Source organism: Deltaproteobacteria bacterium (assembly GCA_029210625.1).
Taxonomy (GTDB): domain Bacteria; phylum Myxococcota; class Myxococcia; order SLRQ01; family SLRQ01; genus JARGFU01.
Genome location: JARGFU010000025.1, coordinates 1 through 22,323, shown reverse-complemented (window position 1 = coordinate 22,323; position 22,323 = coordinate 1). Strand labels below are relative to the sequence as shown.

Annotated in this window: 16 protein-coding genes and 1 pseudogene; 10 read left to right on the top strand and 7 right to left on the bottom strand. The window is 70.4% G+C overall.

From position 1 onward, the window contains the following. Nucleotides 1–58: 58 nt before the first annotated feature. The 3 genes and pseudogenes from P1V51_20280 to P1V51_20270 form a co-directional block, all read right to left on the bottom strand. Nucleotides 59–1,474 (bottom strand): tryptophanase, encoded by a 1,416-nt coding sequence (locus P1V51_20280; GenBank protein ID MDF1565386.1) that lies wholly within the window; start codon nucleotides 1,472–1,474, stop codon nucleotides 59–61. Between the two features lie 171 nt (nucleotides 1,475–1,645). Continuing rightward, nucleotides 1,646–2,587 (bottom strand): annotated as a pseudogene (locus tag P1V51_20275) (beta-eliminating lyase-related protein). A gap of 225 nt (nucleotides 2,588–2,812) precedes the next feature. Next, nucleotides 2,813–4,777, bottom strand: coding sequence for a rhomboid family intramembrane serine protease (locus P1V51_20270; GenBank protein ID MDF1565385.1), 1,965 nt, complete (start codon nucleotides 4,775–4,777; stop codon nucleotides 2,813–2,815). A gap of 108 nt (nucleotides 4,778–4,885) precedes the next feature. Here P1V51_20270 and P1V51_20265 point away from each other — a divergent pair, with 108 nt between their 5' ends. Further along, nucleotides 4,886–5,821 (top strand): M23 family metallopeptidase, encoded by a 936-nt coding sequence (locus P1V51_20265; protein MDF1565384.1) that lies wholly within the window; start codon nucleotides 4,886–4,888, stop codon nucleotides 5,819–5,821. Here the strand turns inward: P1V51_20265 and P1V51_20260 are convergent. Beyond that, nucleotides 5,818–8,214 carry a hypothetical protein gene (locus tag P1V51_20260; protein ID MDF1565383.1) on the bottom strand — a complete coding sequence of 799 codons (2,397 nt, stop codon included), beginning with the start codon at nucleotides 8,212–8,214 and terminating at the stop codon, nucleotides 5,818–5,820. The two genes, P1V51_20265 and P1V51_20260, sit on opposite strands and share 4 nt — an antisense overlap. 46 nt (nucleotides 8,215–8,260) lie before the next feature. On the opposite strand from P1V51_20260, the gene P1V51_20255 reads away from it, so the two are divergent. Together P1V51_20255 and P1V51_20250 are read left to right on the top strand one after the other, a co-directional pair. Then, nucleotides 8,261–8,650: a TIGR02266 family protein gene (locus tag P1V51_20255; GenBank protein MDF1565382.1), complete on the top strand. Its 390-nt coding sequence runs from the start codon at nucleotides 8,261–8,263 to the stop codon at nucleotides 8,648–8,650. 65 nt (nucleotides 8,651–8,715) lie between these two features. Then, entirely contained in the window at nucleotides 8,716–9,225 is a 510-nt protein-coding gene (locus P1V51_20250) for a DUF192 domain-containing protein (GenBank protein ID MDF1565381.1), read from the top strand. 67 nt (nucleotides 9,226–9,292) lie between these two features. Here the strand turns inward: P1V51_20250 and P1V51_20245 are convergent, their stop codons facing one another. The 3 genes from P1V51_20245 to cglC all read right to left on the bottom strand — a co-directional run bounded on the left by P1V51_20245 (nucleotide 9,293) and on the right by cglC (nucleotide 12,487). Beyond that, a complete protein-coding gene (locus P1V51_20245; protein ID MDF1565380.1) occupies nucleotides 9,293–10,441 on the bottom strand; it encodes a hypothetical protein in 1,149 nt (382 codons plus the stop codon). Beyond that, nucleotides 10,438–11,886 carry a VWA domain-containing protein gene (locus P1V51_20240; GenBank protein ID MDF1565379.1) on the bottom strand — a complete coding sequence of 483 codons (1,449 nt, stop codon included), beginning with the start codon at nucleotides 11,884–11,886 and terminating at the stop codon, nucleotides 10,438–10,440. The genes P1V51_20245 and P1V51_20240 overlap by 4 nt, the downstream gene beginning before the upstream one ends. Before the next feature lie 193 nt (nucleotides 11,887–12,079). Beyond that, nucleotides 12,080–12,487: an adventurous gliding motility lipoprotein CglC gene (gene cglC / locus P1V51_20235; GenBank protein ID MDF1565378.1), complete on the bottom strand. Its 408-nt coding sequence runs from the start codon at nucleotides 12,485–12,487 to the stop codon at nucleotides 12,080–12,082. Between the two features lie 213 nt (nucleotides 12,488–12,700). Here cglC and P1V51_20230 point away from each other — a divergent pair, with 213 nt between their 5' ends. The 7 genes from P1V51_20230 to P1V51_20200 all read left to right on the top strand — a co-directional run. Continuing rightward, nucleotides 12,701–13,570: an outer membrane beta-barrel domain-containing protein gene (locus tag P1V51_20230; GenBank protein MDF1565377.1), complete on the top strand. Its 870-nt coding sequence runs from the start codon at nucleotides 12,701–12,703 to the stop codon at nucleotides 13,568–13,570. Further along, the gene (locus P1V51_20225) at nucleotides 13,570–14,298 is read left to right on the top strand and encodes an outer membrane beta-barrel domain-containing protein (protein MDF1565376.1); all 729 of its coding nucleotides are present in this window, start codon (nucleotides 13,570–13,572) and stop codon (nucleotides 14,296–14,298) included. Before P1V51_20230 ends, P1V51_20225 begins: the two co-directional genes overlap by 1 nt. Then, the gene (gltC, locus tag P1V51_20220) at nucleotides 14,298–16,268 is read left to right on the top strand and encodes an adventurous gliding motility protein GltC (protein ID MDF1565375.1); all 1,971 of its coding nucleotides are present in this window, start codon (nucleotides 14,298–14,300) and stop codon (nucleotides 16,266–16,268) included. The genes P1V51_20225 and gltC overlap by 1 nt, the downstream gene beginning before the upstream one ends. 5 nt (nucleotides 16,269–16,273) lie before the next feature. Beyond that, the gene (locus tag P1V51_20215) at nucleotides 16,274–19,975 is read left to right on the top strand and encodes a tetratricopeptide repeat protein (GenBank protein MDF1565374.1); all 3,702 of its coding nucleotides are present in this window, start codon (nucleotides 16,274–16,276) and stop codon (nucleotides 19,973–19,975) included. Continuing rightward, complete coding sequence (gene gltE / locus P1V51_20210; GenBank protein MDF1565373.1) at nucleotides 19,972–21,369, top strand: adventurous gliding motility TPR repeat lipoprotein GltE; 1,398 nt, start codon at nucleotides 19,972–19,974, stop codon at nucleotides 21,367–21,369. Before P1V51_20215 ends, gltE begins: the two co-directional genes overlap by 4 nt. A 154-nt stretch (nucleotides 21,370–21,523) precedes the next feature. Continuing rightward, the gene (gene cglF / locus P1V51_20205; protein ID MDF1565372.1) at nucleotides 21,524–21,787 is read left to right on the top strand and encodes an adventurous gliding motility protein CglF; all 264 of its coding nucleotides are present in this window, start codon (nucleotides 21,524–21,526) and stop codon (nucleotides 21,785–21,787) included. Between the two features lie 120 nt (nucleotides 21,788–21,907). Next, nucleotides 21,908–22,323 (top strand): FHA domain-containing protein (locus P1V51_20200; GenBank protein MDF1565371.1); only part of this gene is annotated, 416 nt, incomplete at its 3' end.

Genomic DNA, 22,323 nt, shown 5'->3' with positions numbered 1-22,323 from the left:
GAAGTCTAATCCAGGGCCCGGGATTCCCGAACAGTTCTTGCCTCGCCCGCGAGGAGGCTCAGGCCTCGATGGGCTCGAAGCGGCCCTGGAAGAAGCGGAGCTTCTCGGGCTCGTAGACGAAGCGCAGGCCCTTGATCTCGTCGCGGCGCTGGTAGAGCCGGATGATGCCGTCGGCGACCGCCCGCATGTGGTCACGGGTGTAGACCCGCCGGGGGATGGTCAGCCGGACCAGCTCGAGGGCCGGCCGGTAGTTCTCGCCGGTCTTCGGGTCGCGGCCCTTGGAGACGTTGCCCCGCTCCATCGGCCGCACGCCGGTCTCGACGTAGATCTCGGCGGCCAGCCGCTGGGCCGGGTACTCGTCCTGGTCGACGTGGGGGAGGAAGGCCTTCACGTCGAGGAAGATGGCGTGGCTGCCCGGGGGCGTGACGATGGGCACCCCGGCGTCCATCAGCATCTGGCCGAGGGCGGCGGTCTGCTCGACCCGGGCGCTGATGTAGCGATCGTCGAGCATCTCGTCGACGCCCACCGCGATGGCCGCGAGGTCGCCGGCGGCCAGGCCGCCGTCGGTGACGTTGCCCTCGTAGAGGCGCAGCAACTCCTCGGCCTTCTCGGCCCAGACCGCGTTGTCCTTGAAGGCCAGCAGCCCGCCGATGTTGATCAGGAAGTCCTTCTTGCCCGAGACGGTGCAGCCGTCCCCGTAGAGGAGCATCTCGCGAAGGATGTCGCGGATCTTGGTGTCGGCGTAGGCCGGATCCCGCTGCTGGATCATGTAGGCGTTCTCGGCCATCCGGGTGGCGTCGAAGAAGATCGGGATCTTCAGGCTGCTGCAGTAGGCGTAGACCTCCCGCATGTTGTCCATCGAGACGGGCTGGCCGCCGGCCATGTTCACCGAGTGCTCGAAGGAGATGTAGGCGATCTTCTCCGGGCCGTGCTCGTCGACCAGGGCCTTCAGCTTGTCGAGGTCGATGTTGCCCTTCCAGGGGAAGTCGCCGCCCGGATCGTGCGCCTCGTCGACGATCACGTCGGCGAAGACGCCGCCCACCATCTCCTGGTGGAGCTTGGTGGTCGTGAAGTACATGTTCCCGGGCACGAGCTGGCCGGGCTGGATCATGATCTCGGAGAGGATCTGCTCGGCGGCCCGGCCCTGGTGGGTCGGGATGATGTGCTCGTAGCCGGTGGCCTCCCGCAGCACCTTCACCAGGCGGTGGTACTCGTCGGAGGTCGTCGGCGTGGCGCGGGCCGCGTCGAAGGCCGCCCACTGGTCGGTGCTCATCGCCGAGGTGCCCGAGTCGGTGAGCAGGTCGATGGTGACGTCGGCCGAGCGTAGGAGGAAGGTGTTGTAGCCGGCCTCCTGGATGGCCTTGCGGCGCTCCGCCGGACCGAGGGAGGCGATCCGCTCGATGGTGTGGATCACGAAGGGGTAGGTCTCGAAGGTGAAGGTCTCGAGGTCGGGGTAGACCCAGCGGTACTTCATCTGATCGCGCCAGGTGCCCTCCTTCACGACCTCCAGGGGCACGACCTTCTCGCCCTGGGCGTGGAGGCTGATGATGGCGTCGGCGACCTGATCCAGCTGCCGGGTCGTCATCGCCAGCCGCGGGATCTGGACGGGCACGAGGCCGTCCCGCCCCACCACGCCGTGCGCGAGGGCCCGCACGCCGGACATGAGATACAGGGCGGCCGAGAAGGCGTCCTGCTGGTGGCTCTTCAGGTGGGGGAAGAACGAGTCCGCCAGGATGTAGGCGCCGTCACAGCCCCGCTCGAGGGGGACGCCGCCGTCCTTGAGGCGGCGGGTGAAGCGCTCGGTCTGCTGCATCACCCACTGCACCTCCTCCTCGAGGCACATCTCCTCGAGGCCGCGGGCGAAGACCTCCATGGTGCGGCCGGCCATGCCGCCGTAGGTGTGCAGGCCCTCGTAGACCACGACCCAGTTCATGAAGGCCTCGTGGTCCTGCGGGTTGTCGGTGGCCAGCAGGCCGCCGGTGGGGCACTTGGGATCCTGGGCGCCGTCGAGCTGGAAGACGTGGGCGAACTTGGCGATCTCCCGCACCAGGGTGGCGATGCTGCGGGAGCCCATCCCCTGCTCGTGCTGCTGGATGAACCAGGCGTTCTCGATGACGCGGGAGCCGTCGAGGATCAGGCGCTTGCCGTGGCGCTCGGCCAGGGAGCGCACCGCCCGCAGGTTCGCCATGCTGAAGGGGTGCTGGCCGTCGGCGAAGGCCTGCAGGCCGACCACCGAGACCTTGCCGCCCTCGAGGAGGGCCTCGAGCTTCGCCAGATCGACGTTGCCCGTGAAGACCTCGGCCGCGCGGTCCCTCACGTCGGGCATCTCGACGCCGCGGGGCGTGAGCAGATCGAGGCGGGTGCGGGCGTTGGAGGGCAGGAGGGAGCCCGGGGGCACCAGGGTCGCCGTGACCAGCTTCACGCAGCCCTGCACGTTGTGGGTGGGGCAGACGTAGCTGTGGCCGAGGACCTCGCGGACCGCCTTCTCGAGGCGCTCGAAGTTCCGGGCGCCGGCGTAGGCCTCGTCGCCGACGAGCTGGCCGGAGAGCTGCTCCTGGGTCATGGCGCTGGTGCCCAGCGAACACATGTCGAAGCCGACCTGGGAGGGCGTGAGGTTGAAGACGTTGAAGTGGGCCTCCGCCAGGAGCTTCTTGCGCTCCTGCAGCGTCGGGAAGGCGACGGGGCGGATGGTCTTGATCTTGTGGGGTTCGTGGACGAGCTGATGGATCATGGTGCGCCTCCAGGGGGGCTCGGTTGCGAGTTCGCGGAACCGTAGTCCCCCGGGCGCCCCGCTGCAGGTCGAAGGCGGACTTCAGCGCGCGGCCGGATAGGCGGCGGCCTCCAGGGCCTCCGTGTCCGGATACATGGGCCAGGGGCCCCGCAGGACCGACTCCGGGGAGGGCCAGGCCCGCGCGCCGCTCTGCTCCAGCACCTCCCGCAGGAAGGCGGCCACGGCCTGCGGCTCGTCCAGGGGCGGATCGAAGAGCTGGCCGAAGGAGAGCTGGGGGTCGCAGAGGCGGACCACCGTGGGCGGCTGCCCCGGGCCACCCCAGCTGGCGACCAGATCGATGATGGCCTGGGGGAGGGGCTCTCCCGCCGAGTCGGGGCCGGCGTCCACGTGCCCCACCACCACGCCAACGATCTTCGACCAGGCCACCAGGCCCTCGCGGCCGTCGCGCAGGATCATCCGCGGCCCCTGCGGGGTGCGGGCGGCCACCCGGCAGAGGGTGGCGCGGGCGCGCAGGTCCGGCGCCGGTGGGGGAGGGGAGGCGGCCGCCCGGGGGGCGAGCGCGGCGGCCGGGGCCGCGGCCCCGACCAGCGAATCGGTGGAGGTGCTCCCGGCGCCGCCGGTGGCCTGGAGGATGGCCTGCACCCGATCCTGCAGGGCCGGCTCGAGGGGCTCGGCGAGGAGCTCTCTGGCCATCTCGCGGGCGAGGTGCAGGTCGTGGATCGGACCGGCGGCGAGCTCGGCCGCCTCGAGGCGGGCCGCGATCGCGTTGGGGGCCGCCGAGCGCCCCACCGCGATGAGGAAGGCGAAGGCCGCCGTGTAGCGCTCCGCCTTGGCCTCCATCCGGGCGAGGCGGTACGCCAGGGCCGGCCGCAGCGCGCTCGCGTCGATGTGGGCGTGCAGCTCGTCGATCACCGCGCGGATGTTCTCTTCCTGCTGCTGGGCCAGCCAGCGGGAGAAGACGCCGTCGAGCCGGCGGGTGCCCCGGGCGTCGTCGCCCTCGTCGAAGTCCATCCGGGCCAGCGCGAGGTGGGCGTCCTGGTTCGTCGCGTCCGCGGCGACCACCGACTCGAAGGCGGCGCGGGCCTCCTCTCGCCTCCCCTCGGCCAGGGCCGCGTAGCCCGCCGCGACCCCCGGGTGCTGCTTCCAGAGTCCGTCGGCCGCATCGAGGGAGGGCTGGATGAAGCGCTCCTCGAGCCGGAAGACCTTGAGGGCCACGGCCGTCCCGAAGCCGAAGCCGAAGCCCCCGATGTGCGCCATGAAGGCGACGCCCGCGCCGTCACCGTAGGTGACGAGGTTCAGGATCTCGGAGCCGATCCAGAAGATCCCGTAGACCCAGGCCGGGAGCAGGAAGGTGCCGTACCAGCGGAGGTGGAGCCAGTAGAAGAACTTCACCCGCCGGCTGGCGAAGCGCAGGGAGAAGGCGCCCATGCAGGCGGCGATGGCGCCCGAGGCCCCGAGGATCGGGATCTCGGAGCCCCAGCTCATGACCGCCTGGGCCAGGCCGGCGAAGAGCCCGCCGAGGAGGTAGAAGGCCAGGAAGTACTTCCAGCCCCAGACGTCCTCCAGGAAGGGGCCGACCAGCATCACGAAGAAGAAGAGGTTGCCCAGCAAGTGGAGCCAGCCGGCGTGGAGGAAGAGGCTGGTGAGCCATCCCGGCTGGAGGAGGCCGCGGGCCGGCACCAGGGCCCAGCTCCGCCAGCCGCCCCGCAGGGTCGCGAGCAGATCGCCGCAGAGCACCTCGCCTCGCTGCCGATCGGCGTCCGTGGCCGCGCTCGTCCCCTCGCGCAGCAGGTGCGCCAGCGGAGAGTCGGGGTCGCGCAGCCGCTCGGCGTTCGGCAGCAGCTCCCGGCAGGCCTCGGGCATCTCGAGATCGGGGTGGGCCGCCACGTGCTCGACGAGGGCGAGGGCCCGCTCGTCGACCTCGGCGTCGTCGCTCGCGCCGGGGCTCGCCACGAAGAAGCCGATCAGGATGGTGGCCACCAGGCCGATGGAGGTCCACGGGATCCGGGAGATCCTCGAGTCCTCCAGCTCATAGGGAATGATCATCGCCGCCCCCGCCCCACCAGGCACCAGGATATCCGAGCCCCGCCCACGGCTCCAGGGACGCTTCCCCGCGCTTCTTCTGACGAGCTGTGGCAAGAAGGAGCGATGCCGGTGTCCTTCCGCGAAGCCCTGGGACTGGGAGAGCCGCTGCCGCGCCTCAAGGAGGCGTGGATCGCCCTGCGGGGCGCCGACTCGGTGCCGCCGAGCCGCTTCGGCCTCTCCTCCTTGCGTCAGCTCCACCCGAAGATCGCGCCGCCGCTCTGGTTCGGGCGGCAGGTCGTCGAGCGCAAGGTGATCCTCACCAACCTCTTCAACCACGAGCAGAGCCCCATCGAGGAGGGCTGGTCGGTGAAGAAGACGCGGGTGCGTGACTTCCGCGGCGGCACCCTCTCCTACGACAGCCACAACGGCACCGACTTCGCCATCCCGGTGGGCACGGTGGTGACCGCGGCGGCTCCGGCCCGGGTGGTGCGCCGCTACGTCGAGTACAACCGCGGCGGCTTCAAGCTGATCCTCGATCACGGCGGCGGGCTCTTCACCTGCTACGCCCACCTCGCGCGGCCCCTGGTGGAGGAGGGCGCCCGCCTCGAGCGGGGTCAGGCCATCGCGCTCTCGGGCTACAGCGGCCTCGACGCCCTGGTGACCCTCCTCTTCGGCGTGCCCCACGTCCACTTCAACGTCTGGCACGACGCCGAGCCCGTCGATCCCTTCCCCCACGACGGGGAGGCCAGCCTCTGGCGCGGCGGCGACCTGCCGGTGCCGGCGGGCCAGGACGAGCCCTTCGACTTCCAGCCCACCCTCTTCGACGCCGCCGCGGTGAGCGAGGCCATCGAGGCCTGCAAGACCGCGGCGACCCGGGAGGCCCTGCAGGCGATCGAGGATCCCTACCTGCGCGGCGCCACCCTGGTCTCGGAGTGGAACTACTACCCGACCCGCTTCCCCCTCCGTCCCCGGATCGTCCGCGAGCCGCGGCCCCGGGAGGGCGTGCTCACGCTCCCCTTCGAGGCCGAGCGCTTCGACGGCGTCGTCTTCGCCGACGAGCTCTAGGGGACGCGCGAGAGGAGGCGGTCCCGGCGATCGGCGGCCTCGAGGCGATCGACCTCGGGGGCGCCGGGGTGGTCGAGCACGGCCTGCCAGGCGTCCGCGGCCGCCCGGGCCTGTCCGGGGTCGGACCAGGAGAGCTCGTCCCGGGCCTGGGCGATGAGGCGGAGGTTCTCCAGCGCGAAGCCCTTGAGGGGGGGCAGGCCGAGGTCGCGCGCCTCCTCGAACCAGCGCAGCGCCCGGCCGAACTCCCGGCGGTTGAAGATCTGCCGGCCGAGCAGGTAGGCGAAGAGGGCGCGAGCCTCGGGCTCGTCCTCGGAGATCGTCGCGAGGTGCTCGTGGAGGGTGAGGGGGAGGAGGTCCCGGGCGCGCTCGCTCAGGAAGAGCCCGAAGAGGACCGGCGCGTGCCCGGGGTGGACCATCGCCCAGCGCTTGATCGAGAGGAGGCGGCGCTCGTCGTCCCGCGCCGCCGTCTCCAGGGCCTCGGCGTAGGCCTCGTCGGCCGCCGCGAGGTCGCCGGCCCGCCAGGCCTCGTCTCCCTGGCGGCCCTGCACCCGGGTCTTCAGCTGCGGGCCGGTCTTCGGGTGGGCGAGGAGGCGCTCGAGGAGCTCGCCGGCGCGCTCGGGCTCGCTCGCCTCGTCGGTCTCCAGGGGGTGCTGCAGCGCGACCTGCAGCAGGGCCTCGAGGTGCGCCGGATCGTCGGGCTCGAGCTTCGCGCAGCGCTCGAAGGCGCGCCGGGCGGCGTCGCCGTCTCCGGCCCGCAGCGCGTCCTCCCCCTCTCGCCGGAGGGCCTGCACGTCGAAGGCGCAGGGCCGCCGGAGGATGCCCGGCCGCCGGAAGCGGTCCTCGGCCAGGCGCAGGGCCCGCTCGGGCAGGGGCAGCAGGTCGAGCGAGGCCTCCCAGGCGGCGAAGAGGGGCTCGGGATCGCCGAGCACCGCCAGGTCGCCGGCGGCGTAGGCGCGGCGCACGGCGTCGATGCCCTCGGCCTCGGCCAGCCAGCGGATGAAGGAGCCGGCCAGGGTGTAGGCGCGGCTGCCCGACTCCCGCCAGAAGCCGTAGGTGGAGAAGAGGCCGCGGATGTCGGGCGCCACCCCGATCTCCCGCATCGCCCGCGCCCACTGGTGGAGGGTCAGGTCCTGGGCGCGGTGGGTCGCCGCCACCGCCACCCCCTCGACCAGGCCGGCGTTGGGCAGCAGCCCGCCGGGGACGCCGAAGAGGGAGCGGCTCCAGCCCGCGGTGAGGGCGTGGGCCAGCTCGTGGCGCAGCACCGGGTGAGGGTAGCCGCGGTCGTCGAGGAAGACGGCGCTCTGCCAGGGCTTGGCGATGCTGGTGCCGCCGGCGCCGGTGAGCCGCGCCTTCTCCTCGGTGCTGCGGAAGACGTAGCTGTGGATCACCGGCGCCGTGGAGGGATCGATCGCCAGCCACTCGAGGAGGACCTTCCGGTCGTGGACGTGGTCCGCGCGCAGGCGCTCGACCCAGGCCGGGTCCCGCTCGGCCGGGTAGTGGATGACCAGCCCGGGGACCTCGAGGGTGCCGCCGAGCTCCCGCTGCAGGCTGGCGAAGCTCTGGGTGAAGCCGACGCGGTGGCGCAGCCCGTAGAGGGTGAGGGCGCCCAGGGCGCAGGCGAGCAGGAGGACGTGGACCCGGCGGTCGGGTTGCCAGCGGCGCAGGGCGAAGCGGGGCGCGTCACAGAGGCCCATCGCCAGGGCCGCCACGACGCCGGTCCAAAGGAGGGTCAGGCCGCGGTACGCCAGGAGGGCGCCGGTCAGGGCGATGCGCTCGTCGTAGATCGGCCCGGGGACGTGGCCGAGGAAATGGTTGAAGACGAAGGCCTGGGGGCCGAGCACCACCGGCCAGGCCGAGAAGGCGAGGGAGGCGCCGAGCACCGCCACCATCGCCGGCCAGAGGATGCGCCGCCGGCCGTCGAGGAGGGTGAGGGCCACGCCGCTGATCGTCCCGAGGGCCAGGGAGGGGAGCACCAGCACCGGGTAGAAGGCGAGGCCGCGCAGGATCTCGCAGCTGCCCAGGACCAGCCCGCCGAGGAGGGCGACGCCGAGGCCACCGGCGAGGAGGAGCAGCGCGCCGCCGAGGGCGGCCCCCCAGGCGCCGAGGACGGCGCGCCGGGGGTTCTTCGCCGGCAGGAGGTAGAGGGCCAGCCAGCGGGGCTGCTCCGGGCCGGCGATCACCCGCTCCATCCGGCCGGCCATCACCCCGAGGATCAGGGCGGCGGGGCCGAAGAGGACGTTCAGGGCCAGGGCGTTGGGGAAGCCCAGCACTCCCACGAGGCGCTCGGCCCAGAGGCCGAGGCAGGCGAGGAGGGTGAGGGCGACGAGGACCCAGTAGGCCCGCCGCCGCAGGAGCGAGCGCAGGCGGTGCTGCAGATGTTCCCAGGTCTCCATGAAGCTTTGTTGACAGCCCTCTGGGCCACTCCTAGCATCGAACGCGATGTCGCAGGACAACCGCAAGACCCCCCGGGTCCCCATCGAGCTTCGGGTCGACTACAAGAAGATGAACACCTTCTTCGCCGACTACACGAAGAACATCTCCAAGGGCGGCACCTTCATCAAGACGGAGAAGCCGCTCAAGCAGGGGACCGAGTTCATCTTCAAGCTGGTGATCCCCGACGTGCGCGAGCCGGTCGAGCTGCGCGGGCGCGTGATGTGGATCAAGCGCGAGGGGGACACCCACCACCCCGAGGAGCCGGATCCCGGGATGGGCATCAAGTTCATCTACGACGACGACTCCCAGCGCCGGGACTTCGAGGCGCTCGTCGAGCGGATGATGCGGGAGTCGCTGGGCGACCACCTCTTCTCGAAGCTGATGCACAAGGACTGACGCCGGAGGCGTCGGGCCGGCTGTGAGCTATGAGCTGTGAGCTTCGAGCTGATAGCCTGCGCTCGATGATCCGCCGCTCGATCTTCCTGGTCCCGCTGCTGCTGGCGACGTTGGCCGCGTGCCCGGGGGCTCGGCGCGCCGACGCGGGGCCGCCCGATGCGGGACCTCGGGCGCTTCCCCCGGGGGTGATCACGGTGACGCCCGTGGGGCGCGAGCCGATCCCGGTGAAGGTCGAGCTCTGCCTGAACGACGCGGACCGCGCCCGCGGGATGATGTTCCGCGAGTCCCTCGAGGGTGGGCACGGGATGCTCTTCATCTTCGAGCAGCCGAAGATCCAGCGCTTCTGGATGAAGAACACCCTGATCCCCCTGGACATGATCTTCATCGACTCGGAGGGGAAGGTGGTCGGCGTGGTCCACGAGGCCGAGCCCCTGACCACCACCTCGCGCTACGTGGATCGGCCGAGCCGCTGGGTGCTCGAGGTGCCGGGGGGCTGGGCCCGCGCCAACGGCATCGACGCGGGCGCCACCGTCCGGACTCGAACCCTACCCGAGGGCGTCTCGGTCACCGACTGATCCCGGGGCGCTCGCAGCTCGTAGCTCGCAGCTCGCAGCTCGAAGCTCGCAGCTCGAAGCTCGCAGCTCAGTCCTCGAGCATCCCCGGCAGCGTCCCCACCTCCAGCACCGCCTCGCTCTCGGCCTCCATCTCCCGGGCCGAGTCCGCCAGGACCTCGGAGAGGGTGCCCAGCTCGGTGGCCAGGCGGCTGGAGTCGGAGGAGCGCAGGCCCACCAGGGAGACCCGGGTGCGCTCGAGGAGCGCCACCTGCCCGTGGAGGGAGGCGACCACCCGGTCGCGGCCGGTGCGGATCCGGTGGAGCTGATCGGCCTGGGCCTCGAGGTTGCGCCGGGCCAGGAGGTACTGGCGGCGGGCGACCTCGTCGGTGGTGCTCTCGGCCTTGCCCGCCAGGCGCTCGAGCTCGTCGGCGAGGTCGAGGTCCGAGCGGCCCCCGAGGGCGCCGTCCACGTCCGAGACCTGCACCGCCAGCTCGATGGAGCGGGTGGCCATCCCGGCCAGCTGGCTCTCGAGCCGGACCACCTGGGACTTCTGGGCGCCCCGGGCGCGCAGGGCGTCGCGGCAGGACTGGTAGGTGGTCACGCTGCGCTCGGCCAGCTGCAGCAGCTCCCCCTGTAGCTGAGGCCGGGCCTTGGCGAAGGCCCGCTCGACGGGGTCCCGGGCAGTGGTGAGGTGAGCGGCGGCGGTCCCCAGCAGGGTGAAGAGGCCCATCGCCGCGCCGTAGCCCACCAGGGCCAGGGGCGTGGGCAGCACCGACTCGAAGAAGCCGTGCGCCATCAGCCGGGTGATGGTGAAGGCGCCCAGGGCGGTGGTCAGGCCGCAGCCCAGGGCCGAGAGGAGCCAGGCCTTGGCCGGCCCGCGAGGGATCTTCTTGCGCCCGGCCAGCGCGCCCAGCCCCAGGCCCACGCAGAGGGCGGCGAAGGTGGAGGGCGCCGTGCCCAGGGAGGTCGCGGCGATCCCCGCCAGCCCGCCCCCGGCGGCGGCGGCGATGAGGATGGGCCACCAGGCGTCAACCGTGGCCGCGATGGCCACCCCGATCGCCACCGGGGCGAAGAGCGAGATGGGTCCGGCGATGGCCCCGACCAGGGCGCTGACGCCGCCGGCCACCGCGCCGGCCGCCACGCTGCGGCTGACGGTGCGGTGGAAGCGGCCGTGGTCCTGGAAGGCCACCGGCAGGGTGGGGCGGGGCGCCTGCTTGGTCAGGGCGGAGCTGGTCATCGGGCCATCCTCACGGCGCGAGCCTTCATGGACTTCACCATGTCCCGTCCCCGGTCGCTGCCGGCCGGGGCGGCGTCGAAGTCGGCCTCCGCCTCCAGGGCCTCGAACTCCCGGGAGAGGTCGGCCGAGCCGATGGTGGCCCGGTTCTGCAGCATGACCTCCTCGAGGCGGGTCCGCAGGACGCGCTGGGCCTCGCGCTGGCGGCCCTCGGCGTAGGCGCGGGCGGCCTGGTCGAGGGCCTCGGCGGCGTAGGCGCGGGCCCCGGCGGCCAGGACCTCGCGGTCGCGGCCCCGCTCGACGAGCTCGGCGTCATCGACCACGGTGTGGCCGAGGGTGAAGGCGGTGGTGGCCATGCCCCCGGCGTAGCGGGCGGCGGTGGCCGGATCGGCGATCTGGTACTGCAGGGTCAGCTCGACCACCGGCACGCCGCCGGGGATCCCGGTGGGCGCGCGCAGGGTGGCGACCACCCGGGCGTGGCCCTCGCTCTCGAGGTCGCGCAGGCGGACCCAGACCTCACCGTCCTGCCGGGTGCTGGGATAGCCGTAGAGGGTCTCGAGGGTGGTGCCGTCCCGGGGGCGCAGCCGCAGGAGGATCTCGCGGGCGACGGTCTGGCCGGCGTCGAGGAGCTCCTGGCCCAGGACCCCGGAGAGATCGGCGGGGCCGCGCACGTAGGCGTAGCGGCCGCCGGAGGCGTCGGCCAGGGCCAGCATGGTGTCCTCGTCGAAGTCGACGCCGAAGCCCACGCTGGAGATGGTGATGCCCTGGCCCGAGAGGCGCTCGGCCAGGCGGGTCAGGCCGCGGCGGGAGGTGACGCCCTCGTTGGCCTCACCGTCCGAGAGGAGGATCAGCCGCTTGACCCGGCCGGGGTGGCCGCTCTGCAGGGCCCTGCCCGCGGCCTCGAGGGCGCCGGAGATGAAGGTGCCGCCGAAGTCCTCGATCCGGTCCACCGCGGCCAGCAGCTCGGCCTTGCCCGAGCGGGTGCCCGGGACCCCGCGGGCCAGCATCGTGACGGTGGAGCCGTAGGCGATCAGGGTGACCCGGTCGTCGGGGCGGGCCCGATCGATCAGGCTGCGGGCCGCGTCCTTGGCGGCCTTCAGCTTGGGGCCGGCCATGGAGCCCGAGCGGTCGATGACCAGGGCCAGGTCGAGGGGGGGCGCGGCGCCGGCCGCGAGCTTGCTGGCGTGCACGTCGGCCACCAGGGTCAGGCTGCCGTCAGCGCCGACCAGGACGTGGCTGCCGGAGAGCGCGCCGCTCAGGGAGAGCACGCCGTCGGCGCTGGCCCTGGAGGGGTAGGCGCTGGTGGGCACGGGCGGGGGCAAGGGGACGACGTCCGGGACCGGGGGCGGGTCGGGAGGCGGCGGCAGCTTGTCGAGGATGGGGCCGAGGATCAGGGCCGCGAGGGAGAGCGCGGCGGCGACCAGGAAGCTCGAGAGGGTGCGAAGCATTTGGGACCTCCGACACGTGACGGCGCGTCACCTGCAAAGGAAGGGACAGATGAAGCCTTTCCTTTGTTCCTACGATCTTGGCGCGCGAAGGATCCATCGGGCAAGGCGCGGTCGGTCATTCGACCGAGGGGCGCGCCCGGGACGGAATCCGCCCCCTGATTTCAGGGGCTTCCAGAGGCGGGGCCGCGCCGCCCTAGGGGCGGGCGCAGTAGCGAGCGTTCTGGATGTCGCCGAAGACCCGGAAGAACTCCTCGTCGCCGAGGCGCTGCCGCAGCTCGGTGAGGAAGGCCTCGTCGAGGACCAGCTCCCGGCAGATCAGGGTCTTGTCGACCCCGCCCTTGCACTGGGCGTCCTCGGCGCAGCGCCGGGAGCAGTAGCCGTCCTCGCCGTCACCCGCGGTGTCGATGCAGGTGAAGTCCTCGCAGCCCGCCTGCCCGGTGGAGAGGTAGTCGTTGGCCTCGGAGGGCGGGTCGAAGGGCTCGGGCTCGCCGCCCACGGTGGGCTGGACCAGGGTGCAGGGCGTGCCCAGGTCGGTCTTGCCGCAGCCGGCCGAGACCACGAGGAGGAGCGGCAGCACCAGGAGGGAGAGGCGAGGAGTCATCAAGAAGCGGCATAGCACGCCGCGGCGAGGGCGAACAAGGCGGTGCCTCCGGAAGGAGGGTGGGTTCAATTGCTCGCCTCAGGAGCCGTGGTGTATGCTCCAGCACTCACTGGGCGTTTTCCCCAGATCCAGCCAACGAACCACTCGAGTGCGTCCCTTGCCGGGATGTGGGGGATGATGGGCGTCCGGAACTTTCGAAGAGAGATCAAGGTGATGCGAGCCTCCAGCATGGCGCTTCTTGCGGCCGCCGCGTTCCTCTGGAGCGGGGCTGCCCGGGCGGACGACGACCTCCTCGACGAGCCGCCGGCCTTCGACCTCAGCGACGACGGCGGCGATCCGGATCCCGGGCCAGCGCCCGCCGCCGCGCCCTCCGAGCCCGACGCCGCCGCCCCGGCCGCGCGGGCCTCTACTAAGGATGCCCGGGCCAAGGCCGCGGAGGACAAGCGCCTGCCCACGGCCCCGGGCGATCGGGTCTTCACGGTCGGCGACCGGGTCAAGGCGGTGCAGAAGAAGCTGATCCTCAAGGCCGGCCGCTTCGAGATCGCCCCGGCCCTCTCCCTCTCGGTGAACGATCCCTTCTTCCAGAAGATCGGGGGCGGGGTGGCGGCCACCTTCTGGCCCGCGGACAACCTCGGCATCTTCGCCGACGTCTACAGCCTCTCCACCATCGAGACCGAGAACGTGCGCCTGGCCAAGCAGGCCACCGTCAGCACCCTCCTCGACTCGCGGCTGCGCTTCCTGGCCGCCGGCGGCTTCCAGTGGTCGCCGGTCTACGGGAAGGTCGCCTTCCTCGGGAAGCAGATCATCCACTTCGATCTCTTCTTCTCGGCGGGCTTCGGCGTGGTGCGCACCTCGGCGGCGGCCCTCGACGACACCCCTCCCCTCCAGGTGATGACCACCTTCGGCGTGGGCCAGCGCTACCTGGTCAACCGCTTCCTGGCGCTCTTCTTCAAGGTCGAGGACCGCCTCTATCCAGAGGTCTTCGATCTGAAGGCCGGGCGGGTCTCGGGCATCTCCAACGTCCTGACCCTCTCCCTCGGAGCGTCGATCTTCTTCCCCATGGACTTCAGCTACAGCCAGTGATGCGCCGCACCTCCTTGTTGGCGGCCCTCGTCGGCCTTCTCCTCCTGTCCGCCTCCCCGGCCAGCGCCCAGTCGGTGCGCAAGGGCAAGCGGGGTGACGAGCTGCAGGATCGTATCCCCGCGGTCTCCGGACCCCTCTTCCTGAAGGCCGGACGGCACGAGCTCTCACCGCTCGTCTCGCTCTCCCTGGCGGATCCCTTCCGCCGGAAGCTCGGCGGCGGGCTCTACTACGCCTGGCACCTCCAGGAGTACTTCGGCCTCTCGGCGCGGGTCTCCTACAACTTCCTCGCCACGGACTCGGGCGCCGTCCAGGTCTGCCCGACCCCCGACTCCTGCAGCGGCCCCGGCGACGACGCCCTCGACACCCTGCCGGGCAACCTCACCCTGGTCGCCGCCCTCTCGGGCGAGGTCTCCCCGCTCTATGGCAAGCTGAACATCATCGCCGAGTGGGTCATTCACTTCGACATCTTCGGCAGCGTCGGCGCCGGCGTGGTGGGCTTCCAGAGCGCCAGCGCCGCCCCCGAGGCCGCCCTGGGCCTGGCCGTCCCCCTGAGCGTCGGGCAGCGGATCTTCTTCAACGAGTGGTTCGCCCTGCGCCTCGAGTTCTCCGACCTGCTCTACACCCAGAAGGACGTGAACGAGGGGCGCCGCCTGCGCGGCCAGCTGGCCTTCACCGCCAGCGCCTCGTTCTTCTTCCCCACCACCTTCTCCTACCGGAGCGCGAACTGATGAGGCTGCTACGCGTAGGCACGGCCCTCGTCTTCGGCCTCTCGCTCCTCGGCGTCACCGCGCCCGGAGCGGCGGCCGCCCAGATGAGCTTCGACGGCTTCGATCTCTCCGAGGGGGGCGAGTCCAAGCCCGAGCCGAAGAAGAAGAAGAAGGGAAAGAAGAAGAAAAAGAAGAAGGCGGAGCCCGAGGAGAGCGGGGGGGGCTTCGACCTCTCCGGCGACTCCGGGGACACCGGCGGCGGCTTCGACCTCACGGGCGAGAGCGGCGCGAGCGGGAGCGACTTCGGCATCGATCTCACCGGCGACTCCGGCGAGAGCGGCGACACCGGGAGCTCCAGCGCCGGGGGTGACGGCTTCTCCATCGACATCGGCGTCGGCGACGCCGAGGTGAAGTCCGACGAGGGCTCGGGCCTCGCCTTCGACGAGCTGGTGCTCGAGGAGACCCCGGAGAGCCGCCGCGCGATGGACGCCGCGATGCGCCTCGCCGAGAAGGAGAACCACGACGCCGCGGCCGTGGCCTTCTACAACATGCTCCAGGACCCGAAGATGGCCGCCTTCCACCAGCAGGCCGAGTACCTGCTGGCGAAGAGCCTCTACAAGAAGGAGCTCTACCACTCGTCGCTCGCGCGCTTCTCGCGGATCCTGGCGGCGGGCGAGGGCCACAAGTACTTCCAGGTCGGCCTGGAGTGGCTCTTCTTCATCAGCCGCAAGACCGTGAACGAGTCGGTGGTGCTCGAGCAGATCGCCGCCTACGCCGACCAGGAGTTCCCGGAGAAGTACAAGGACGAGTTCCTCTACCTGCTGGCGAAGTACTACTTCGCCCGGGCGCGCGCCCTGCAGGAGGCCGGGCAGGAGGGGGAGGCGTCCGCCTCCTTCGACGAGGTCAACACCTTCCTCTCCCAGATCTCGCAGAACACCAAGTTCTACCCGAAGGCCCGCTTCCTCACCGGCCTCGCCAAGTACCAGGCGGGCGATCCCCAGGCCTCGGTCGAGGAGTTCAAGGAAGTCGTCCGGATGACCAACCCCCGCAAGGGGAAGTACAGCAACGACGACCTGCGCGACCTGGCCTTCATGCAGCTGGCCCGCCTGCACTACGAGCACAAGCAGAACCGCTACGCGGCCTTCTACTTCGGCAAGATCCGCCGCGACTCCGACCAGTGGCTCGAGAGCCTCTTCGAGTCCTCGTGGGGCTACTTCCGCCTCGGCGACTACGAGAAGGCGCTGGGCAACATGGTCACCCTCCACTCCCCCTTCTTCGAGGAGGAGTACTTCCCCGAGTCGCTGATCCTCAAGGCGGTCATCTACTACGAGAACTGCCGCTACCCCGAGGCCAAGGCCATCGTCGACGAGTTCGAGCGGGTCTACGGGCCGGTGCAGGCCGAGCTGCAGAAGCTCACCACCTCGAACCGGACCCCCGAGCAGTACTACGACCTCCTCGCCGACACCCAGAAGGGCATCGAGGCGGGCAAGGAGACCGACGAGGTCATGGCGCGGATCCTCAAGGCTGCGCTGACCGACAAGGAGTTCGAGGCGATGAACGACTCGATCCGCGAGGTCGAGCGGGAGATCGAGCGCATCGAGACGGGCAAGGACGTCTTCAAGTTCTCGGCGATCTCCAAGGAGCTCCTCATCAGCCTGAAGGAGGAGCGCTACGACCTCATCCAGAAGGCCGGCATGATGGCGGGCGCCAAGCTCTACGCCGAGGGTGAGGCGCTCCGCGGCCTCATCGGCCAGGGGCTGCGCATCCGCTTCGAGACGACGACCAAGGAGAAGGAGTACCTCGAGGCGCAGCTCGCCGCGGGAGGCAAGCTCGACGTCGTCAAGGACTACGGATACTCGGTGGCCGTCTCCGACGAGACCCTCTACTGGCCCTACGAGGGTGAGTACTGGCGGGACGAGCTGGGGACCTTCGAGTACACCCTCACCAAGGGTTGCAAGGACCGCCTCGCGGTCACGGCGGCTGGGGACTGAGAGCCATGAGCAAGTACGGAAGCACGCGGGGTCCGCTGAAGCGGGCCCTCCTCCTCTTCTCTTGTCTTCTCCTCCTGACGCCGGCGCTCGCGCCGGCGCAGCCCAAGCGGCCTTCGCCCAAGAAGGAGGCGAAGCTCGGCCAGAAGAAGGACGCCGGGCTGGACGACTCCCTCAAGGAGGAGCTGAAGCGCCAGAAGTCGGACGAGAACTGGGAGGCCGCGCCGACCCTGAAGTTCGAGCAGTTCAAGCGAGGCGTCGAGCTGCAGCTGGCGGAGAAGCGCCGCGAGCAGATCGAGACCCTCTCCAAGATCGTCGAGCTGGGGCAGGGCGGCTCGGACATCGCCGACCTCCTCTTCCGCCTGGCCGAGCTCTACTGGGAGGAGGCCCAGTACTACTTCTTCCTCTCGAACCAGAAGGACGACGAGATCATCGCCGCCGGCGGTGACCAGCAGAAGATCGCCCAGCTCAAGGCCGAGCAGCTCGAGCTCAACGACCAGTCGAACTACTACCGGCGCCAGGCAGTGCAGCGCTACCGGGAGATCGTACAGGGCTACCGCGACTATCCGCGCCTCGACGAGGTGCTCTACTCCCTGGGCTCGAACCTCTGGGAGCAGGGGGAGCAGCAGGCGGCCCTGAAGGCCTACAAGGCCCTGGTCCAGCGCTTCAAGCAGTCGGAGTACGTCCCCGACGCCTTCCTGGCCTTCGGCGAGTACTACTTCAACAAGGGCGAGATCCGGAAAGCCCTCAAGGCCTACGAGAGCGCCAGCGCCTTCACCGAGTCGAAGGTCTACGGCTTCGCGATGTACAAGCAGGGGTGGTGCTACTACAACCTCGGCGACTACGCGAAGGCGCTCGACCTCTTCAAGGCGGTCATCTACTACAGCGACATCGCGGCCTCGGTCACGGGTGAGAACAAGATCGCCCTGGTGCGCGAGGCGCGCCGCGACTACGTCCTGGCCTACTCCCAGGTGGGCAACCCGAAGGAGGCCAAGACCGACTTCGACGCGATCGGCGGAGACAACGCCGACAAGATGATCCGCTCGCTGGCGAACCTCTACTACGACACCGGCAAGGACAAGGAGGCCATCTACGTCTACCGCCTCCTCATCAAGGAGCAGCCCCTCCACCCCGACTCCCCCGGCTACCAGGCCCGCATCGTCGACGCCGCCCAGCGCATCGGCAACAAGCGCTACACGGTGAAGCAGGCCCGCCTGCTGACCCGCCTCTTCCGCGAGGTCGAGGAGGCGAAGGTCATCAAGACGGACAAGGAGAAGGAGAAGATGGCGGACGCCATGGAGTTCGCCGAGCGGACCATCCGGACGCTGGCGGTCACCTGGCACTCCGAGGCGAAGAAGACCCGCGACGAGGACGTCTACTTCCTCGCCCACGAGCTCTACGCCGACTACCTGAACCTCTTCCCGTCGACGAAGCACGAATACAAGATGCGCTTCTACTTCGCGGAGCTCCTCTACTACCTGGAGAAGTTCCCGGAGGCGGCCGAGCAGTACACGCGCACGGTGCTGATCGACATCGATCGCATCGAGGGCAAGCGGAAGAACGAGAAGGGCGAGCCCGAGAAGCCGGGCAAGTTCATGATCGACGCCACCTTCAACGCCATCCTCTCCTACGAGGACGTGGCCAAGAAGTTCGAGGAGACCGAGCAGCGGCCCTCGGTGCCCTCGACCACCAAGATCGACATCCCGCCGCCGAAGCAGGCCCTCCTCGAGGCCTGCGAGCGCTACCACAAGTACGTGCCCCGCGGCGACAAGGTCGTCGAGATCACCTACAAGATCGCCAACATCTACTACCGCTACAACCACTTCGACGAGGCCGTGCAGCGCTTCGCCTGGGTGGCGCTCGAGCACCCCGAGAACGACATGGCCGAGTACGCGGCCAACCTCGTCCTCGACTCCTACGTGCTCCTCGACAATCCGGAGAAGGTGAACGGCTGGGCGCGCAAGTTCCTCAAGAACGATCAGCTGGCGAAGGGGAAGTTCCGCACCGATCTGCTGCAGATCATCGAGGACTCCGCCCTCACGATGGTCGAGCGCTCGAGCAAGGACGGCAAGCACGCGGTCGCGGCCAAGTCCTACGAGGGCTTCGTGGCCGAGTTCCCCAAGTCCAAGAAGGCGGACCGGGCCCTCTTCAACGCCTCGGTCTCCTGGGCCAAGGCCAACCGCCTCGACCGCGCGCTGGCCCTCCGGGCCCGGATCATCCAGGAGTACCCGGACTCGAAGCTGGTCCCCGAGTCCATCTTCTCCACGGCCAAGGGCTACGAGTCCTTCGCCGCCTTCGACCAGGCCGCCCGCTTCTACGAGCTCTACGCCAACCGCTACAAGGAGCAGAAGGAGGGCCCCCCGGCCAGCGCCAAGGGCAAGGGCAAGGGAAAGGGCAAGGCGAAGCCCGCGGCGCCGAAGAGCGACGCCAAGTACGAGGAGGGCAAGGCGCAGGAGGCCCTCTTCAACGCGGCGGTGCTGCGCGAGGGCCTCGGCCAGTTCGCCAAGGCCCGCGCCGACCGCGAGACCTACATCGCCCTGTGGCCCAAGGCGACGGACGCCGAGGCCCTCTACCTGACCATCGCCGACCTCCACGAGCGCGAGGGGAACATCCCCGCGGCCAACGCCCAGCTCGAGGGCTACCTGAAGACCTACAAGGCCGGTGACATCGACGAGAACCTGGTCATGCGGCTGCGCATGGCGAGGCTCTACGAGAAGAGCAAGAACACCAAGCTGCGGGCCAAGGCGGACCAGAAGTACGACGAGATCCGCCGCTACTACGCCGGCCTGAAGAAGCGGAAGAGCGAGGTCAAGGCGGGCCTCGAGGCCGTGGCCACCGTCGAGCTGATGGACCTGAAGCGGGTCCGGGAGGACTACGACAAGGCCAAGCTGGTCTACCCCTGGACCGAGAAGCAGACCCCCAAGGAGCTCTTCGCCTTCATCGCCGAGGAGAACCTCCAGAAGCTCGCCGCGAAGCTGCGCACCGAGCGGGACGTCGTCCGGCTGAAGAAGCGGATCAAGGACACCGCCGAGGCGCTCAAGGCCGGCGTGTCGAAGTCCGACGCGGCCTTCAAGAAGTCGGCCTCGGCGAAGGCCGACGAGCTCAAGAAGGTGGTCGAGGCCTACACCAAGATCGTGAAGTACAAGCAGGGCGAGCCCGCGCTCTGCGCCCTCGAGAAGATCGGCCTCGTCTACCTCGACTACGTGCAGGTCCTCAAGAAGGCCCCGGCCCCGCCCTACCTCCAGGACGAGGGGCAGGAGCTGCAGTTCCGGGACAACCTGGCCCAGGAGATGCTCCCCATCGAGGACAAGGCGATCGAGGCCTTCTCCACCGCGGTGCAGAAGAGCCACGAGCTGCACATCTACAACGCCTGCTCTCGCCGGGCCCTCAAGCAGCTGCGCAAGCTGCGGCCGGACCAGTGGCCCCTGATCGTCGAGAAGGCGCCCCCCGTCACCGTGAAGCCGGTCGTCCACGCGACGGGGGAGGGCTACGTGGAGGCCATCCAGCCCATCCCCGCGCCCGAGCCGGAGGGGCAGGCCGAGCGGCCGGACTCCGACATCGCCGGTGATCTTCCCGGCGAGGAGGTGCCGGCCCGCGCTCCCGAGGAGGTGGCCGGGGCCGGCCCGGAGGACACCCCGAAGCCCCGGGGCAAGAAGAGCCTCGACGAGATCTACTCCGACCCCGAGGAAGACGAGGACCTGCTGCCATGAGGAAGCTCGAGCTCATCGTCCTCCCCCTCGCCCTGCTGCTCGGCGCCTGCCCCGGCGCCCAGACCAAGGGCGACGATCCCACCAACCTCTCCCGCCCCGGCAAGGGCGCGGTCGATCCGGCCAAGATCGAGGCCGATCAGAAGCGCGCCTTCGAGGACGGGGTCCGGGCCATCACCGAGCAGCGCGAGGCCAAGGTCGAGGACCTCCAGGCCCTCGACAGCAAGTGGTCCCGGGTGGTCCGCGACGCGCCCGACATCGGCGAGGTCCACCACAACCACGGCGTGATCCTCGAGCGCCTCGGCCGCCTCGACGAGGCCGAGAAGGCCTACCGCCAGGCCCTGCGGGTGAAGCCCTCCCTGCGGCAGTCCGCCCAGAACCTGGCGGTGATCCAGGAGAAGCGCGGCAACCCCGAGCAGGCGGCCAAGATCTACCAGCAGGTCCTGCGGGTCTATCCCGAGGACGCGGCCGCCCGGGCGCGGCTGGCCGAGGTGATCCGCACCCGGGGTGACAACGACCGGGCCGAGTCCCTGGCGCGCGCCGCCCTCGAGCGCGAGTCCGACACCGCCCAGGCCTACGTGGTGCTCATGAAGATCGAGCTCGATCGCGAGAACCCCGACATGGCCCGGCTGCTGGCCCTCAAGGCGATGAAGCTCACCCCCGACGATCCCGACCTGCACTTCGGGATGGCCTGGGCGGACCTCCTCCAGAAGAAGGAGGCCTCGGCGCGGCGCCACCTCGCCAAGGTGCTGGAGCTGGATCCGCAGCGCCTGGACGCTCATCTGGCGCTGCTGGAGCTGGCCCGGGCGCACCAGGACTGGGCTGCCGTGCAGCAGCACCTGGCACCGATCCTCGAGGCCGAGCCCGAGAACGCCGCCGCCTGGGTGCTGCAGGGCGTGGCCCGCCGTGCCCAGGGCAACCCCGACGAGGCCCTGGCCTCCTACGAGAAGGCCCTGCAGATCGCGCCGCGGATGGCCGATGCCCACCTGGGGATGGCCGTCGTCTACCAGCGGGTCCGCCAGGAGCCGAAGCCGGCCATCGAGCACGCTCAGAAGTACCTCGCCATCGAGCGGGACGCGCCGCCGAACCACCTCGCCCGCAAGCTCATCCAGGAGGCCGAGGAGACCATCAAGGTCCAGGAGGAGGCCGCCCGCATGGAGGCCGAGGCCGCCCGCATGGAGGAGGAGATGCGGCGGCAGGAGGAGGAGATGAAGCGGCAGGAAGAAGAGGCTGCCCGAAAGGCCGCCGAGGAGGCCGCGGCTCGCGAGGCCGCCGGCGAGCCGGCCGAGGGGGCGCCCGCCGAGGTTGAGGCCGCGGAGGGCAGCCCGGGGGAGGAGACCCCGGAGGCCCCGGCCGAGGGTGACACCCCGCCGGAGGATCCCCCCGCTGAGGGTTGAACCTCCCGGAATTCCAGGCGGTTGGACGACGAGCCAGTTTGGGCGCCCCGGCACGGCCTGTGCTAGACTTTTCCCGATGGCCCGATCGTGCCGGCGGCTGCCGGCGCCAGGGCCCCTGGAACGTCAGCGTGAAGGAGTGAGCCAGATGGGCGGAATGAGAAGGAAGTTCGGGCTTCTGGGCCTGGCGGCCCTGATCCTGGGTGGGCTCCTCCTGGTCTGGCCGGCCGGCGCGGCGGCACAGGACGTCTCCTACAAGAAGAAGACCGAATACAGCTTCGACGAGGACACGGTCTCGGGCGATCTCACCCGCCCCGACGGGGAGTACGTCGAGGCCCGGAAGAAGGTGAGGCACTCCAACCTCATCAAGATCCGGGAGCATTTCCGGGACAAGGTCCTGCAGTCGGTGGGCGAGCTCTAGCGAGGCCGGCCCCCGAAAGGCCGCGAGGCGGGAACTCGCGGCCCTCTCCGGGGTCGGATAGAGACGTAAGGGAAGCCCAACTCAAAGGAATCGACAGCCCACGGCGGGAGCGGCAAGACGATGCCAGCGCACCTATCTCTCGAAATCTACCAGGGCAGCACGCTCGCCGAGACCCGGGAGTTCCACCGGGACATCATCAAGGTGGGGCGCCTCTCCTCGGCGCACCTCCGCCTCGACGACGAGAAGGTCTCCCGGATCCACTCGGTGATCGAGGTCAACGCCGTGGGCGAGATCTCCATCATCGACATGGGCTCGGCCGTGGGGACCCTGGTCAACGGTGAGCGGATCAACAAGTCCCTCCTGAAGGAGGGGGACGAGATCACCGTCGGGGGTACCCGGATGGTGTTCCACGTCCACGACCTGGGGAAGGGCGACGCCCCGGCCGCAGAGGCCCCGGCGGCGGCTCCGACCCCCGCGGCGGCCCCGGCCCCCGCGGCGGCTCCGGCCCCCGCGGCAGCGCCGGCCCCCGCGGCAGC